Genomic DNA, 16526 nt, shown 5'->3' with positions numbered 1-16526 from the left:
AGCCTCACCACGCGCCAAGAATACTTTCCCATCATCGGTTCTTTGCGCCCTGCGGCAGGGACACCCCCCGCGGGAGCGCGACGCGTACGGCCTCCGGGCCCGCGAGCCGATCCCCACGGCCTCACCCGGACCGGTCCCGCCCGTCCCGCGCGGCGCCCGGCGCGCCCGGGCGGCCACCTCTGACGCGCCGTCGGCACCGGGCGTTCCGCCGTGCCGTCGCACCGTCGTTCCATCGTCCCGTTCGACCGACGTCCTTTCGGCGATCCACTGGCGGTTCCCGCCCGCGCGGCGGGAACGGTTGCGAGGAGAGGCTCTATGAAGGCACTGGTCCTCTCGGGCGGGTCGGGAACCCGTCTGAGGCCGTTCAGTCACTCGATGCCCAAGCAGCTCATGCCCATCGCGAACAAGCCCGTGCTCGAATACGTCCTGGAGAACATCCGCGCGACCGGCGTGCATGACATCGGGATCGTCACCGGCGACCGCGGGGACCAGATCGCCGCCGCCCTCCAGGACGGTTCGCGGCTGGGGGTGCGGCTCACGTACCTCCCCCAGGACGCCCCCAGAGGGCTGGCCCACGCCGTGATCACGGCCCGCGCCTTCCTCGCGGAGGACGACTTCGTGATGTACCTCGGGGACAACATGCTGCCCGCGGGGATCACGGACGCCGCCGCCGGTTTCCGGGCGGCCCGCACGGCCGCCCAGGTGCTGGTGCACAAGGTGTCCGACCCGCGGGCCTTCGGCGTCGCGGAGACCGCGCCGGACGGGCGGGTGCTGCGGCTGGTGGAGAAGCCGCGGGAGCCGCGCAGCGACCTGGCGCTGATCGGCGTGTACTTCTTCACGCCGGCCGTGCACGACGCGATCGCCGCCATCAGGCCCAGCGCCCGGGGGGAGTTGGAGATCACCGACGCCATCCAGGAGCTGGTGACCAGGGGCGCCCCGGTCCGCGCCGTCGAGTACGACGGCTACTGGAAGGACACCGGGGAGGTCGCGGACGTCCTGGACTGCAACCGCGCCGTCCTCGACGGCCTGCGGGCCGCGCGCCACCCGACGGCGTCCGTGGACGCGGCGAGCGAGCTGACCGGGCCGGTCGACCTCGGCCCCGGGGTCCGGCTGGTCCGCTCCCGGGTCCAGGGCCCGGCCGTCATCGGCGCCGGCACCGTCCTGGAGGACAGCCAGGTCGCGCCGTACACGTCCATCGGCGGCGGCTGCGCCCTGCGCCGTACGTACCTGGGGAACAGCATCGTGCTGGACGGCGCGACGGTCACCGGGATGCACGGCATCGAGGGTTCGGTGATCGGCCGGGGGGCCACCGTCAGCGCCGCGGACCACGGCGACCGGCACCACCGGCTGGTGATCGGCGACCACGCGGGGGTAGAGGTCGCGGCCTGACGTCCGGGCCGTCGCGACGCGACTCCCCGCGCTCACGCCCCCGTTGAGGGCGGCTCCGGCGCGTCCCCCGGCGGACCGCGAGCCCCGGCGCGCGCCCGCCGCCCCTCCGCGGACGGCTCCCCTCCGTCCGACGGCCGTGAACCGCCGGTGCCCCGCCCCTCGTCCCGGAAGCCGAACGCGCTTCCGCGGGCGCCGGCGCGGCGCCCCGGACACGGTCCCCGGACCACCACCGCTCCATTCCCCGCGACCGCCATCGTCCCCGTCACCGTCCCCGTCCCGCACCGACCCGTCCCATCCCCGAAGGAACACACCCATGGCACAGCCCGACACCCACGGCACCACGCGGCTCCCCGCGGACCCGGCCGTCCCCGCCGGTCCGTCCGGCCCTTCCGGCTCCGCGGAAGAGCGGACCCGGCAGGAGCGCGAGCCGCTGCCCGACCCCGTACCGCTCTACGGCGAGGACTACAAGACCGACCCCTATCCGCTGTACACGCGCCTCCGCGACAAGGGCCCCCTGCACCGGGTCCACTTCCCCAGCGGCGTCCACGCCTGGCTGGTCACCGGCTACGACGCGGCCCAGCAGGCGCTCACCGACGACCGGTTCGGGAAGAACCACGACCTCGGGAACGACGCCTGGCGGTCCAAGGCCGCCATCATGCCCGAGCCGCAGCACTCCCAGCTCCAGGTGCACCTGCTGCACCAGGACCCGCCGAAGCACACCCACATGCGGCGCATGGTCACCGACGCCTTCACGCCCCGCGCCGTCGAGCGCCTGCGCCCGCGCATCCAGGAGATCGCCGACGAGCTCCTCGACGCCGCGCTCGGTGACGGCCCGGCGGACGCCGGCGGGCGGGCCTCCTTCGACGCCGTGGAGGGCTTCGCCGCGCACTTCCCCTTCCGCGTCCTGGCCGAGGTCATCGGCCTCCCCACCGAACTGGCCCGGGACTTCGACCGCGACTGGGGCAAGGTCGTCCAGCCCGTGGGCCCGAGCGACCCGCAGCGCCCGGTGTACGAGGGACGGCTGCGCGCCCTGCAGGCGTACATCGCGCGCGTCACGGACGCCAAGCGCCGGGAGCCCGGCGACGACCTGCTCACCACGCTGGTGGCCGCGCACGACGAGGGTTCGCTGACCACCGAGGAGACCGACTCGATCGTCTTCCAGCTGCTGGTCGCCGGGCAGGAGCCGGTCACCAACCAGATCACCACCGCCCTCGTGGCCCTCCTCCGCCACCCGGAACAGCTGGAGCGGCTGCGGAAATCCCTCACCGACGAGGACGGCGACCCGGCCCTCCTCGCCCGCGCCGTCGAGGAACTGCTGCGCTACGACAGCGCCTTCGAGCTCACCACGTGGCGCTTCTTCGCCGAGGACACCGAGTTCCACGGCGAGACCGTGCCCGCCGGGGACTCCGTCATCGTCTCCCTCAGCGCGGCCAACCGGGACCCCAGGCGGTTCGCGGACCCGGACACCCTGGACCTCGACCGGCAGCCCAACCCGCACCTCGCCTTCGGCCACGGCATCCACTTCTGCCCCGGCGCGGCCCTCGCCCGCATCGAGCTGCAGACCGCGCTGCGGACGCTGCTCACCCGCCTCCCCGACCTCCGGCTGGAGGCCGGCCCCGGTGAGCTGCCCTGGGTCCACGCAGTCCTCGCCCGCGGCGTCAACCGGCTGCCGCTCAGCTACGCCCCGGAAGGCGGCCAGGACGCCGCTCCGCGCTGCCCCTTCCGCCACTGACCACCATCCGCACCACCACTCACGGCACCGCCCGGACCACCACCCACAGCACCGACCGACCCACCCGAGGCCCGGGACGGCGACCCCGCCCCGGGCCGTTCTTTCACCAGGAAGCGAGACCACCCATGCCCGCCACCACTCCGTCGGCGACCGAGTCCCTCACCGAGACCGCCCATGCCGTGCTGTCCCAGTTGCTGCCGCACCGCCGGACCATCGAGCCGGACCCGGAGAACGACACCACCCACGACTTCCCGCATCAGATACGCCAGATATCGCACCACCTGGAACGCCGGCAGCCCATCCTGTTCTCCCTGCCCGGCTTCCCCTGCAAGTCGCCCAACACCGCGAAGGTCATCAGCCACCTGCCCGACGAGGGCGAGCGGCTCGCCCTGCACTTCCTGCAGGACCTCTGCACCGGTATCGAGAAGATCTATTCGCCCGGCGCGCGGGTCCTCATCTGCTCGGACGGCCACATCTTCGGTGACGTCATCGGCGTTCCGGACGAGCACATCGACGCCTACGGCGACGCCCTGCGCACGATGATCCAGGAGGAGGGCCTCGACCACCTGGGCACGTTCGACCTGCGTGACGTGTACGGGCCCGACCTGGACTACGACGAGAAGCGCCGTATGACGGCCGACCGGTACGCGCCCACCGTCGAGCAGCTGCGCGCCGAGGTGAAGACCGACGAGTCCACCCTGCGGATGTACCGCGGCATCACCCGCTTCCTCGTCGAGGACACCCCGGACTGGACGGGCAGCAAGGCCGCCCTCCAGCGCCAGTCCCGGCAGCGGGCCTACCACGTCATCGCGCGCAGCCGGGCCTGGGCCAGCCTGATCGCGGACTACCACCAGGACACCGTCCGGCTGTCCATCCACCCGCAGAACCGGAACGAGGCCAAGTACGGCATCAAGTTCCTCGACACCACCAACCCCTGGACCACCCCCTGGCACGCCACCCTGCTGAAGCACCCCGACGGCTTCCAGCTGGTCCACCACACCCGGGCCGCCGAACTCGGCGAGCCCGTGCGGGAGAACGGCCGGGTGACCCACTACCGCACCGACCTGCCGATGGCGCAGGCGTAACACACCGCCCGCGGGAGCGGTGCCCGGAGAGGGGCGGACGCCTCGGCGCGCCCCTCTCCGTAACTCCCGCCCCCTCCGGCGCTACTTGCGGGCGTAGAGCCGCATCGTGACCGGGCCGAAGACGAGGACGAACAGGGCCGACCAGCCCAGCGTCCAGGCGATGTGCGCCGACGGCGTGCCGCCCTCCGTCAGTCCGCGCACCGCGCTGCACAGGTGCGTCAGCGGGCTGTTGTTGACGAACGCCTGGAGCCAGCCCGGCATGGTGCGCGGTTCGACGAAGACGTTGCTCAGGAAGGTCAGCGGGAAGATCACCGCCATGGACACGGCGATCACCGCCTTCTCCGTGCGGAGCAGCAGGCCGAACATCGTCCACAGCCAGGAGAAGCAGAAGCTGAAGAGGAGCAGCAGCGCCACTCCTCCGATCACTCCGCCGGCCCCGCCGTGCGGCCGGTAGCCCATCACCAGGCCGATCGCCAGCATCATCACCGAGGCCAGGACGTACCGCAGCATGTCGCCCAGCAGATAGCCCACCATGACCGAGGGGCGCCAGACGGGCAGGCTGCGGAAGCGGTCCAGGACGCCCTTGGCGATGTCGGTGTTGACGGCCATCCCGGTGTACATGGTGATCATCACGACGGACGTCACCATGATGCCGGGCAGCAGGTACTGGAGGTACGCGCCGGTCGAGCCGGCCAGGGCGCCGCCGAACAGGTACGTGTACATCAGCACGAGCATCACGGGGAACGCCGTGACGTCGAAGAGCTGCTCGGGTACGTGCTTGATGCGGAGCACCGCCCGCCAGCCGAACGCCAGCGAGGTCGTCAACGCGCTGGGGCGGGGCGGGCGTTCGCCCGCGACCAGGGCGCCGATGAGCGCGTTCGCCGTCCTCGGCTCCTCCGCGCCCGCGCCTTCCGGTCCCGCGCCGGCTTCTCGTCCCGCGCCGGATTCCGACCCCGTCCCGGCGCCCGTCACCGTGGTCATACCCCCACCTTCCCCGCCACCCGGTCGGCGCCGGAGCCGTCGTCCGTCAACGCCAGGAACACCTCGTCCAGGCTGGGCTGGCCGAGCGAGAACGACTCCACGCCGATGCCCGCCCGGGTCAGTTCGGCGAGGGCCCTGGACGCCTGTTCGGCCGCCGCCGCGCCACCGCCGCCCAGGCGGACGGTGAGGGCCACCGGGTCGTCGTCCCGCTGCGTCACGCCCGAGAGGCAGGCGTCCAGGACGCCGGCGGCCCGCTCCCGGCATCCGGCGTCCTCAAGCCGGACGTGCACCGAGCCGGCGCCGACCGACGCCTTGAGCTCCGCCTTCGTCCCCTCGGCGATCACCCGCCCGCGGTCGATCACCGCGACGCGCGACGCCAGCCGGTCGGCCTCGTCCAGGTACTGCGTGGTCAGCAGCACGGTGGTGCCCTGCGCGACGACCGCGCGGACCATCTCCCAGACGTGGTTGCGGCTGCGCGGGTCGAGCCCGGTGGTGGGCTCGTCGAGGAACAGCAGGTCCGGCCGGCTCACCAGGGACGCGGCGATGTCGAGCCGGCGCCGCATACCGCCCGAGTAGCCCTTGACCTGCCGGCCGCCGGCCTCGCCCAGGCCGAATCCCTCCAGCAGCGCCGCCGCCCGCTGCCGGGCGCCGCGGGCTCCGTAGCCGAGCAGCTTCCCCAGCAGCACGAGGTTCTCCGAGCCGGTCAGATCGTCGTCGAGGGAGGCGTACTGGCCGGTCAGCGCGACCCGCGCGCGGACGCCCTCGGCGTCCTCCACCACATCACGCCCGAACACCCGTACCCGGCCGCCGTCCGGCCGGAGCAGCGTCGCCAGGATTCTCACGCACGTGGTCTTGCCGGCCCCGTTGGGCCCCAGCACCCCGTAGACGCCCCCGGTGGGCACGACGAGGTCGATGCCGTCCACGGCCCGCACCCCGCCCCCGAACACCTTGACCAATCCCGCCACTTCGACCGCCGCACCGCTGCTCGGCGCCATCGCGGCCACCCCCCTTCCGTATGCGGAAACCGCCCGGCCCGCCCAAACTGCCCGTCGCCGGCCGCCTAATCAAGTGTTCGGAACGCATCAACGAGCGGAGACGAACGGGCGGTTCACCGGGAACCGGCACTGTCGGCACCCTACACCCGCACCCTGTCAATATGTTGGCTGGGAATACATAGCACACCGACAACTCTCCTGAGTAGCCTGTCTACTTATGAGGCAGAACGCTGTACGGGGACATCTCGACGGGCTGCTGCTCGCCGTACTGGAGACCGGCCCGCTCCACGGGTACGCGATCATCACGGCGGTCCAGCAGCGCAGCAACGGCATGCTGGAGCTCCGCACCGGCACCATCTATCCGGCGCTCAACCGCCTGGAACGGCTGGGGTTCCTGCGGAGCACCTGGGAGGCCGACGGCGAGCGGCGGCGGCGCCGTTACGAGCTGACGGACGCCGGCCGGCACACGTTGGCCGCCGAACGGACCGCCTGGCACGAGTTCACCACGGCGATCGGCTCCGTCCTCAACCCGGCCGCGCGCCCCGGGCTCGCCTCATGACCCCCGACGGCCCGGCGGACCGGCTCGCCGACGGCCCGGAAGCACCCCGAAGCGACGTCCTCACCGCCGCCGACCCCGTCGAGGACCACCTCACCGCCCTCGGCGCGGCGCTCCACGGCCCGCCCGCCGCCAAGGCACGCCTGCTGGAGGAGCTGCGCGGCAGCCTGCAGGACGCGGTGGCGGCCCATGTCCACGCGGGCATGAACCGCGACCTGGCGGCGGAACGCGCCGTCCGCGACTGCGGATCCGTGGACGAACTCCTCCCCGCCTGTCAGCACGAGCTGACCATCGCCCAGGTCCGGCAGACCGCCCGCGCCACCGCGGCGGCCACCCCCCTCCTCCTCGCCGCCTGGTACCTCCTCCACACCACCGCCCCCTCCGGCGCCTGGCACCTCACGCACACGGCGCACCTGCTGGCCACCCGGATCACCACCTTCACCGCCCTGGCCGCGCTCCTGGCCTTCGCGGTGATCGCCCTGACGGGCACCCTGGCGCGCTGGATACCGACTCCGTCCCGGCTCCCCCGGACGGTGGCGTGGACGAGCACGGCGGTCACCGCGTCCATGGCGCTGTGCACCCTGGTCCTCGCCACCACCATGCCCCTCACCGACCACTGGCCCCTGACCACCCTGGCCACCCTCCTCACCGCGGCCTCCCACGCCGTCACCGCGGGCCCGGCCCGAGCCAGCCGCCTGTGCGCACGACTGCCTGTGCCGACGCTGCGCCCCTGACGCCGCCCCGGCACAGGTGGCGGCCGGGGCCGGCCACCGGGGGCGGCGGACGGTGGAGTGGTCACGAGGAAACGGCCGGAGCAGGGCGGTTCCGGCCGCCGCTCCTCAGCGGGTCTTCGCCCTGTCGAACCAGAGCGTGGCGAACGTCGGCACCAGCCCCGCCCAGAACAGCACCTGCGGCAACGACCGGTCCGTCCAGGGGACTTCGACGATCAGCACGGCGCAGAGCATGGCCCAGCCGGCCTGGGCGACCACGACGCGGGCCCAGCGGCGACGGCGGATCAGGGACCGCACGTTGAGCTGGACGCCGGCGCGTCGGCGGCGGTAGCGCAGCAGGCCGCCGACGAACCAGATGGCGGCCATCGGCACGAGGTCCCACAGGCGCTGGCCGAGGGGCAGCGGCAGTTGCCGCTGTGTCGCGCCGTCGCCGGCGAACAGGTCCACGCCCGCGGCGGCGAGACCCACGCAGAGCAGGGCGAGCCACCGTATGCCGCGCAGCATGCGGTAGGTGGCCTGGTCGAGGCCGTGCTGCAACTCGGCGGAGTCCGGTGCGGCGGCGAGGCCGGCGGCGTAGAGGTCGGCGGCTTGGACGGCCTTGACGCCCGGGGCCTGGGCGGCCTTCCTGGTCTGGGAGGCCAGGGCGTCGGCGTGGGTGGGGTCGATGCGGAGGATGGCGCGTTCGAGCTGGTCGGCGACGGTGCTGTTGCCCGAGGCGCCGGCGATCCGGAGGGCGACCTCGTGGGCGTACACCTCCTCGGGTCCCAGCCGCAGCGCTTCCATGACCAGGTCGGCCGCCTCGCGGGAGACGCGGTCGATCTCGTGGTGCTCAAGCTTCGTGGCGCCGGTCGCCTGGGCGTAGCGGAGGAGCGACATGCGCCAGACGGCGTCGGCGAGCATGGCGTATCCGTACCAGTGGTGGGGGTCGACGCGGACCGCTTCGCGCAGCACGGGCTCGACCTCGAGCCAGGAGGCGCCGGGGCCGCGCGTCAGCGCCTGGGCGCGGAGGATGAGCGCTCCGTAGTCCTCCGGGTCGAGTGTGAGGGCTTCGGCCGCCGCGTCCCGGGCCTGCTGTTCCTGCTCGAGGTTCAGGTGGCAGTAACCGATCTTGACCCAGGCGCGGAGGTCGCCGGGGTCCTCGGCTATGCGCCGCGACAGCAGCTCTCGGGCCTCCTCGTAGCGATCGAAGTCGATGAGGACCTGGGCCTGCTCGACCGCCGACTGCTGTGCCGTCACAACTTCCTCTTCTTCTTCAGATACGCCACCAGCTCGTCGTACGTCCCGCCGTCGTTCGCGTACATCGCCACGTTGCGGGCGGCCGCGAACCACGGCTCGGTCGAGGGCGCGATCTGCGCCGCCGCGGCCATCAGGTCCTTCATCCCGATCAGGCGTACGGTCCCGGTCCGGGCCGAGTCCAGCAGCGCGTTCTCGGCCGCGGCCTCGCACAGGTGGGCCAGGTCGGCTCCGGAGAGGCCGTCGGTGGCCTTGACGAGCTTGCCGAGATCGATGTTCTCGATGGGCCGCTCCCGCAGGTGGTAGCGGAGAATCGCCTCCCGCGCCGGTCCGTCGGGCGGCAGCACCAGCAGGGTCCGGTCCAGTCGGCCGGGGCGGCGCAGGGCGATGTCCACGTCCCAGGGCACGTTGGTGGCGGCGAGCACGAAGACGCCTTCGTTCGCCTCCGCCTCGACACCGTCCAATTCGGTCAGCAGCTGGTTGACGGTGTTGCGCATGCCGCTGCTCTGGGTACGGCTGCGCTTCCCGCCGAGCGCGTCCAGCTCGTCCAGGAAGACCACACAGGGTGCCTGACGGCGGGCGGTTCGGAAGATCTCGTGCATGTTGCGCTCGGAGTTGCCGATCCACATGTCGAGGACGTCGTTGACCGAGACCGACAGGAAACTCGCGCCGAGCTCACCGGCGACGGCCCGCGCGATGAAGGTCTTTCCGCAGCCCGGCGGGCCGTACAGCAGAAGTCCCCCTCGGAGGCTCTTGCCGTACAGCCGGCGCAGTTCCGGGTTGCGCAACGGCGCCAGGAAGGCGGCCTCCAGACGTTCCTTGACCTCCCGCATGCCGCCCACGTCCGCGAGGCGGACCGTTCCCGGCCGTTCCACGTCCCAGGCCGCCGCGTCTCCCGGGTCCCCACCGCCGTCGTCGCTCAGCGGCGCCTCCACGAAACGGGGTGGCACGACGTCACCGATCTGGTCCTCCGCGGCCTTCCAGTCGAATCCCCGGCCCGGGGCGGGGGCCGGCGCGGGCGGGTGCCCGGGCACGGTCGCGGGGTCCTGGGGCGGGACGGTGACGGGCGCCGGCGGGGCCTGCGGGGGCGCGGGCGGTACGGCCTCGACGGGCGCGGGAGCCGGGGGCTCGGGGGCCGGGGGCTCGGGGGCCGGGGTACCGGCCAGGGCCCGGAGCATCAGCTCGCGTGCGTGCGCGTCGTCGGGCGCGCGCTGCAACGCCACGGCGATCTCCCTCACCGCGGCGTCGCCACTGCCCGCGGACAGCAGCAGATCCGCGAGGTGCAAGCGCAGGGGCACGTCATCGGGTGCCGCCGCGACGGCCGTGCGCAAGCTCTGTATGAGAGGGGGTTCCACCGACATGGCGCACACTTTACGGAAGGCCACCCGTTGCCCATGAACCCCCTCCATGGGCCGCACACCGCCAAGGCCGGGAGGACCGACCGTGGGGGGGCGGCAGCGGGCCGGGCGAGGTCTCCCCGTCGTCGTCCGCGGTCTTCCGCGGGAGTTCCCGCAGGTCGTAGCGGACGCGGTCCCGACTGGTGCCGCGGCGGGTGACGCGGTCTTCGTGGGCCCAGCGGTGGACGGTCACGCCGGGGCGACCGGTCCAGGCCGCGGCGCCGCGGGGCGCGACCGTCCGCCCGGCCCGGGACGGGTCCACTCGGCTCGACCCGGTAACCAGTACTGAATCGCCGCCGAACGAGCACACGTCACACCATGACGACGCATACGACCACCACGGAGGCGGGCCGGGTCGCGGGCCGGCCGCGGATTCTGATCGTCGGCGGGGGGTTCGCCGGTGTGGAGTGCGCACGGCGGCTCGAACGCCGGCTCAAGCCCCATGAAGCGCTGATCACTCTGGTCACGCCCTTCGACTACCAGCTCTACCTGCCCCTGCTGCCGCAGGTGGCCTCGGGAGTTCTCACCCCGCAGTCGGTGGCGGTCTCGCTCCGCCGTGGGCTGCGCCGGACGCGGGTGCTGCCGGGCGGTGCCATCGGGGTGGACCCGGCGGCCAAGGTGTGCGTCGTACGGAAGATCACCGACGAGGTGGTGAACGAGCCGTACGACGTCATCGTGCTGGCGCCGGGCAGTATCACCCGGACGTTCGACATCCCCGGGCTGGCCGAACACGCCCGCGGCATGAAGACGCTGGCCGAGGCGGCGTACCTGCGGGACCACGTCATCGCCCAGCTCGACCTGGCCGACGCCGCCACGGACGCCGCCGAACGCGAGGCGCGGCTGCGCTTCGTCGTGGTCGGCGGCGGGTACGCCGGGACGGAGACGGCGGCGTGCCTGCAACGGATCACCACGGCGGCCTGCGAGCGCTATCCGCGGCTGGACGCCCGGGACGTGCACTGGCACATCCTGGACGTGGCCCCCAAGTTGATGCCGGAACTGGGCGACCGGCTGGGCGCCGAGGCGGCGCGTACGCTGCGGCGGCGCGGTATCGAGGTGTCGCTGGGCGTCTCGGTGGCGAAGGCCGAGGCGGACCGGGTGACGCTGACGGACGGCCGGGAGCTGCCGTGCCGGACCCTGATCTGGACGGCGGGGGTGGCCGCCAGTCCGCTGGTCGGCACGCTGGGCGCCGAGACCGTCAAGGGCCGGCTGGCGGTCACCGACCGGATGACGCTGCCGGGCTTCGACGGCGTCTTCGCCCTCGGCGACGCCGCGGCCGTACCGGACCGTGCCAAGGGCGACGGCGCGGTGTGCCCGCCCACGGCCCAGCACGCCCAGCGCCAGGGGAAGGTGGTGGCCGACAACGTGGTGGCGTCGCTGCGCGGCGAGCCGCTGCGGCCGTACGTCCACAAGGACCTGGGGCTGGTGGTGGACCTGGGCGGGAAGGACGCCGTCTCCAAACCGCTGGGTGTGCAACTGACGGGCCTCCCGGCGCAGGCGGTGGCCCGCGGCTACCACCTGCTCGCGCTGCGCACCAACGTCGCCAAGGTGCGGACGGCCACCAACTGGCTGCTGAACGCGGCGGCCGGCGACGACTACGTCCGCACGGGCTTCCAGAGCCGGCGGCCGGCCACGCTGCGGGACTTCGAGTACACGGACGCGTACCTCACGCCCGAGGAGATCCGGTCCCGTACGTCGTCGTCCGCCGACGCGGGCTGAGGGCGGGGGGCCTCCCGGCCGGGACCCCGGGTCGGGGCCGCCCGGCCGGGAAGGTCCCCGGGCGTTCGGCTCAGGCCGTGCCGGGCCGCACGCGGCTCACGCCGCCGCCCTCGTCCAGGCGGGGGATGCGCCGCTGGGCGACGGCCGCGGCGGCGAGGTAGCGGAGGTCGGGCCGCAGGGCGTACTCGCGCAGGCACGCCTCGGTGAACTTGATGACGTGCTCGTCGCCGTGTTCGGCCGCGCGGGCGGCGAGTTCGCCGGTCGGCGGCAGCTCCGGGACCTCCTCGCGCCACGCCGCCGTGCCCTCGCCGCGCCGGTCGGTGGTCAGTGCCAGCAGGAAGGCGGACTGCACCTGCCAGAGCCGGGCCGCCGTGGGCCCGTGCAGTTCGTGCGGCAGGTGCGGCAGTACGAGGCGGACGGCGGCCGGGGCGGTGACGCCGTGCACGAGCGGTACCGGGAACACCTCGGGGTGGCCGAGGTAGACGTCGGCGAACTGGCAGGTCATCTCGCCGAGCAGGTGCACCGCCTCCTCCGGGGCGAGCCACTCCAGCGCGTCCCCGTACGCCGGGAGCCCCCCGAGGGCGGCGAACCGGCCGCCGACGACCGCCGCGTCGAACGGGCGGTCCTCGGCCGTCCGCGGCAGGGCGGCGACGGCGGCGGGGACGGTGTACGTCCCGGCGAGGCGCGGGGTGCCGGGGAGTTCGGTGTAGCGGGCGGCCCAGTAGGCGAGGCCGCGGGCGAGTTCCCGGTGCTGGTACGGCGTCGGCCGGTCGCCCGCGGCGGACAGTCCGCGCACGGCGTGCGCGGTGCGGATCAGGCCGTGGGTGAGGCCGGCGAACAGGCCGGGCAGCAGCCGCGGCCACCAGCGGGCGAGGACGTCCCGCCAGTGCGCCTCGGCCAGTTCGCGGGCGAAGAGGGACTCCCAGTCGCCGGCCCGGCCGAAGTCGCCGAGCGCCGGGCGCCACGAGCTCTCGTCCGCCGACAGGGGGAAGCGCTCGGACGGCGGTTCGTGATGCTCCATCACCCGGCGGTAGCGGGCGACCCAGTGGGCCACTTCGTCCTCGTGGCCCAGCAGGGCGAGCGCCTCCGCCCCCATCGGCCCGTGATTGGCGAGGTCGACGCCCTTGCCTCGTTCGTAACCGAGATCGTCGAGCCGTTCGAGGGCGTCGTTGACGGCGTCGTGATAGGTGACCGGCGACACGTGGGACACCAACCCTTCGGAGTTCCGAATAGTTTGTGAATCCGAACCGTTTACACTCGACAGTATGCAGCAAGCGGAATCTCCCCCACACCCGGCCTCCACCCCGGCCCCCGCGCCCCACCCCTCCGACGACACCCTCGTCGTCGGCCTCGTCCCGCTGCTGGAGCCCTACTTCCGCGCCGGCGCGGTGCGCGACCTCATGCCGGCGCCGCTGCGCGACGCCATGGACGGCCACGGCCTGACGGCACGTCACGGCGCGGTGCTGCCGCAACTGCTGACCGCCGGGCCGCTGAGCGTCGGCGAGATCGCGCGCCGGCTGCACGTCTCGCTGCCCACGGCGAGCGAGCTCGTCGGCGGGCTGCACCGGGCGGGCGTCGTGGAGCGCACCGAGGACCCGGCCAACCGCCGCCGCGTCCTGGTCTCGCTGGCCGAGGCGTACCGGGCCCCGCTGGAGACGTTCATGGTCCGGCGCGGCGGGCCGCTGCTGCGCGCGCTGGCCACGCTCGACCCGGTGGAGCGCGCCGGGTTCGTGGCCGGGCTCACGGCCTGGGCGCACGAGGTGCAGAACGACTGAGGGGACGTCAGGCCCGACGGTCACGCCGGGCCCAGAACCGGACCCGAACCCGGATCCGACCCGATCCGAAACACCGACCCGGGCACCGAAATCCGGACATCCGCACGACCCACCCCTTTTCGGACCGCTCCCGACCGCTCCCCCCGTCGATCACGCAGCGCACCAGGCGTCACGTCATGTGTCGTTCGCCTGACGGACCGAAGTCGTTCACCGGACCCACGTCCGCCAGCCTGTCATCACTGTCCGCAATCCGAACACAACTGACCGGAAATAGCCGCAGTTTTTGACTGAACCCGTCGACGTAGCCAAATCTCTGTCAAATGTTGTCAATGACGTCCGAGAGCGGCGGCGGCCTCTTACGCAGCAGGGACTTCCGGCTGCTGCTGTCCGGCGCCGCGGCGGGGCAGTTGGGCGCGCAGGTGACCCTGGTGGCCCTGCCGCTGGTCGCCGTGGTGGAGCTCGACGCCTCCCCGCTGCAGACCGGGATCCTGACCGCCGCCGAGACCGCCGCGTTCCTGCTGGTGGGCCTGCCGGCGGGAGCCTGGGTGGACCGGATGCGCCGGCTCCCGGTGCTGATCCGCGCGGACGTCGTCCGCGCCCTGGCCATGGCGGCACTGCCGCTCGCCGCCTGGGCCGGCGTCCTGACGATGACCCAGCTCTACCTGGTCGCCCTGATCACCGGCGTCGCCACGGTCTTCTTCGACATCGCGCACCAGAGCTACCTGCCGTCCCTCCTCCCCCGCGAGAAGCTGGTCGCGGGCAACGGCGCCCTGGAGACGGTCCGTTCGTCCGCCCAGATGGCGGGCCCGGGGGTGGGCGGCGTCCTGGTGCAGGTCGCCGGAGCGCCGCTCGCCCTGCTGGCCGACGCGGTCGGCTACCTCCTCTCCGCCCTCTGCCTGCGCGGCATCCGCACCCCCGAGCCCCCGCCCGCCCCCGCCACCGGCGAGCCGCTGCGTGCCCAGGTGCTCGAAGGGCTCGCCTTCGTCTTCCGCGACCCCGCCCTGCGCATGATCGCCTGCTCAACGGCGGTCGCGAACTTCTTCGCCGCCATGCTGACGGCCGTCCAGACCGTGTTCCTGGTCCGGGTGCTGGACCTGCCGGCGGGCGCCGTCGGTCTGATGCTGTCGGCGGCGGCCGTCGGCGGACTCGGCGGGGCGCTGTGCGCGGACGTCCTCGGGCGGGCCGTCGGCAGGGCCCGCGTCATCTGGGTCGCCCCGCTCCTCACCGGCCCGTTCGCCCTGCTCTGGCCGCTGGCCGGGCGCGGCGCAGCGGCGGCCTGGTTCGCCGTCGGCGAGGCCGTGGTCTTCTTCGGCGCCGTGGTCTACAACGTCGCCCAGGTCAGCTTCCGCCAACTCCTCTGCCCCGACGCGCTGCTGGGCCGGATGAACGCCACCCTGCGCTTCGTCGTGTGGGGCACCATGCCGTTCGGCGCCCTGGTCGGCGGTGCCGTCGCGGGCGCGTACGGCGCCCGGGCCGCCGTCTGGCTGTGCGCGGCGGGCTTCCTGCTGGTGCCGCTGCCCCTCCTGCTCTCGCCCCTCCGACGGCTGCGCGACCTGCCGGCCGTCCCCGTCGCGGGCTGAGCCCTCCCCCTTTCCGATACCCCTGGCCCTTCGAACCGCCGCGCCGCTCCCGGCGCGCGGGAGGTCACCGTGCAGTCCCCCAGCATCACTTCCTCCTATCTCGACCGCTACCGCCGCCTCACCGGCTCCGAGGGCTCCGGTGCGCCGCTGCCCGTCACCGGGGCCCAGCGGAGGTTCCTCCTCGCCCGCCGGCTGGACCCGGCCGGGCGGCCCGCGCTCGTCCCCCTGTTCTTCGCCTTCCCCGCCGGGGCCGTCGACACCGCGCGGCTTGAGTCCGCGGCCGGTCATCTGGCCGCTCTGCACCCGGCGTTGCGGGTGCGCCCGGAGGTGGTCCGGGGCGTGCCCGTGCAGCGGATCGGCGAGCCCGAGGGGTGGGTGCGCGAGGTCCCGGTGCCGCCCGGGGCGACGGCGGCGGAGGTGCTGCCGCGGGCCCTGGCCGACTGGCCGGCCGAGGGGCCGCCGCTGCGGTTCCTCCTCGCCACGGGCGACGGCACCGAGGACGTCCTGGCCCTCGTCCTCGACCACGCCGTCTGCGACGAGCAGTCGCTCGGCGGCATCACCGACGGCCTCACCCACGCCTACGCCGAGGGGCTCGGCCCCGACGACGTCCCGGCAACCCGGAGGGCGGAGGGGACGGCCGCCTACCGCGAGGCCGTGGAGCTCCAACTCGCGGCGGAGGAACGGGCGTCCGCGCCCACAGCCCGCGCCTACTGGGCCCGCCGGCTGGCCGGCCTGCGCCCGCCGCCCCCGCTCGCGGGCCGTCCGGAGGCGACCGGCACCGGAAGCACCCGGCTGCGGCTGCCCTCTCCGGCCGGCGACGGCCGGGCGGCGGCCTTCCCCGCCGCGCTCGACGCCTGCGCCCGCGCCGCCCGCACGCTGTACGGCGCGGAGCACGTCCCGGCCCTCGGCTACCCGTGGGGCGGCCGGCCGGCCGCCGCGGCGCCGGTGCTGGGCTGCTTCCTCAACACCGTCGCCCACCCGGCCGACGCCGAGGGCCCGGAGGCGCGCACCGCCGCCTGGTGGGACGACCTGGACCACGCCGACGCGCCCTTCGACGAGGTGGTGCACGCGGCCCGCGGCGCCGGCGTCCCCTGGTCCGGGCGGTTCGACGGACTGCTGACCTTCGAGGACCTCGGCCGCCGGCCACCGCTGCGGCTCGGCGGCGCCACCGGGCGCGAGACGCACCTCGACGACCGGCCGCTCCAGGCGCCGTTCGCGGTGTCCGTCTCGTACGGCGACGACGTCCTCGTCCGGATGGCGTGGCGGCGTTCGGACGTCCCGGACGACCGGGCGGAGGACGCCTTCGCGGCGCTCGTCTCCGTCCTCGCCACCGCCTGACCCCACCCCGCTCACCCA

At 73.9% G+C, this 16526-nt stretch carries 14 protein-coding genes; 9 read left to right on the top strand and 5 right to left on the bottom strand.

All coding sequences use genetic code 11. From position 1 onward, the window contains the following. Positions 1 to 315: 315 nt before the first annotated feature. The 3 genes from J7W19_RS31710 (at position 316) to J7W19_RS31700 (ending at position 4206) form a co-directional block, all read left to right on the top strand. Positions 316 to 1389 carry a glucose-1-phosphate thymidylyltransferase gene (locus J7W19_RS31710; protein ID WP_004949766.1) on the top strand — a complete coding sequence of 358 codons (1074 nt, stop codon included), beginning with the start codon at positions 316 to 318 and terminating at the stop codon, positions 1387 to 1389. A gap of 313 nt (positions 1390 to 1702) precedes the next feature. Then, positions 1703 to 3121, top strand: a complete 1419-nt coding sequence (locus tag J7W19_RS31705) for a cytochrome P450 family protein (protein WP_004949767.1) — start codon at positions 1703 to 1705, stop codon at positions 3119 to 3121. 125 nt (positions 3122 to 3246) lie between these two features. Beyond that, positions 3247 to 4206, top strand: a complete 960-nt coding sequence (locus tag J7W19_RS31700) for an L-tyrosine/L-tryptophan isonitrile synthase family protein (protein ID WP_004949770.1) — start codon at positions 3247 to 3249, stop codon at positions 4204 to 4206. Between the two features lie 81 nt (positions 4207 to 4287). On the opposite strand, the gene J7W19_RS31695 is transcribed toward J7W19_RS31700, so the two are convergent. Continuing rightward, positions 4288 to 5187: an ABC transporter permease gene (locus J7W19_RS31695; RefSeq protein ID WP_004949772.1), complete on the bottom strand. Its 900-nt coding sequence runs from the start codon at positions 5185 to 5187 to the stop codon at positions 4288 to 4290. Further along, entirely contained in the window at positions 5184 to 6182 is a 999-nt protein-coding gene (locus J7W19_RS31690) for a daunorubicin resistance protein DrrA family ABC transporter ATP-binding protein (RefSeq protein ID WP_040891310.1), read from the bottom strand. Before J7W19_RS31690 ends, J7W19_RS31695 begins: the two co-directional genes overlap by 4 nt. 217 nt (positions 6183 to 6399) lie before the next feature. On the opposite strand from J7W19_RS31690, the gene J7W19_RS31685 reads away from it, so the two are divergent. Further along, the gene (locus J7W19_RS31685) at positions 6400 to 6741 is read left to right on the top strand and encodes a PadR family transcriptional regulator (RefSeq protein WP_004949776.1); all 342 of its coding nucleotides are present in this window, start codon (positions 6400 to 6402) and stop codon (positions 6739 to 6741) included. Beyond that, complete coding sequence (locus J7W19_RS31680; RefSeq protein WP_004949778.1) at positions 6738 to 7472, top strand: permease prefix domain 1-containing protein; 735 nt, start codon at positions 6738 to 6740, stop codon at positions 7470 to 7472. Before J7W19_RS31685 ends, J7W19_RS31680 begins: the two co-directional genes overlap by 4 nt. Before the next feature lie 105 nt (positions 7473 to 7577). On the opposite strand, the gene J7W19_RS31675 is transcribed toward J7W19_RS31680, so the two are convergent. Next, positions 7578 to 8705 (bottom strand): tetratricopeptide repeat protein, encoded by a 1128-nt coding sequence (locus tag J7W19_RS31675; protein WP_004949779.1) that lies wholly within the window; start codon positions 8703 to 8705, stop codon positions 7578 to 7580. Further along, on the bottom strand, positions 8702 to 10063 hold the full coding sequence (locus J7W19_RS31670) for an ATP-binding protein (protein ID WP_004949781.1): 1362 nt from the start codon (positions 10061 to 10063) through the stop codon (positions 8702 to 8704). Before J7W19_RS31670 ends, J7W19_RS31675 begins: the two co-directional genes overlap by 4 nt. 354 nt (positions 10064 to 10417) lie before the next feature. Between J7W19_RS31670 and J7W19_RS31665 the strand changes: the two genes are divergently transcribed. After that, positions 10418 to 11815 carry an NAD(P)/FAD-dependent oxidoreductase gene (locus J7W19_RS31665; RefSeq protein WP_004949783.1) on the top strand — a complete coding sequence of 466 codons (1398 nt, stop codon included), beginning with the start codon at positions 10418 to 10420 and terminating at the stop codon, positions 11813 to 11815. A 70-nt stretch (positions 11816 to 11885) separates the two neighbouring features. On the opposite strand, the gene J7W19_RS31660 is transcribed toward J7W19_RS31665, so the two are convergent. Further along, complete coding sequence (locus J7W19_RS31660) at positions 11886 to 13025, bottom strand: questin oxidase family protein (protein ID WP_233478201.1); 1140 nt, start codon at positions 13023 to 13025, stop codon at positions 11886 to 11888. Between the two features lie 55 nt (positions 13026 to 13080). On the opposite strand from J7W19_RS31660, the gene J7W19_RS31655 reads away from it, so the two are divergent. From J7W19_RS31655 to J7W19_RS31645, 3 genes are all read left to right on the top strand, one after another. After that, positions 13081 to 13590, top strand: coding sequence for a MarR family winged helix-turn-helix transcriptional regulator (locus J7W19_RS31655; RefSeq protein WP_004949785.1), 510 nt, complete (start codon positions 13081 to 13083; stop codon positions 13588 to 13590). Positions 13591 to 13919: 329 nt separating this feature from the next. Further along, positions 13920 to 15170 (top strand): MFS transporter, encoded by a 1251-nt coding sequence (locus J7W19_RS31650; protein ID WP_004949786.1) that lies wholly within the window; start codon positions 13920 to 13922, stop codon positions 15168 to 15170. 69 nt (positions 15171 to 15239) lie between these two features. Continuing rightward, positions 15240 to 16508: a hypothetical protein gene (locus tag J7W19_RS31645; RefSeq protein ID WP_004949787.1), complete on the top strand. Its 1269-nt coding sequence runs from the start codon at positions 15240 to 15242 to the stop codon at positions 16506 to 16508. The last annotated feature ends 18 nt before the right edge of the window (positions 16509 to 16526 follow it).

Source organism: Streptomyces mobaraensis NBRC 13819 = DSM 40847 (assembly GCF_017916255.1).
GTDB lineage: Bacteria > Actinomycetota > Actinomycetes > Streptomycetales > Streptomycetaceae > Streptomyces > Streptomyces mobaraensis.
The sequence above is the reverse complement of the archived record's forward strand: the minus strand, read 5'-3'. Positions and strand labels throughout refer to the sequence as shown.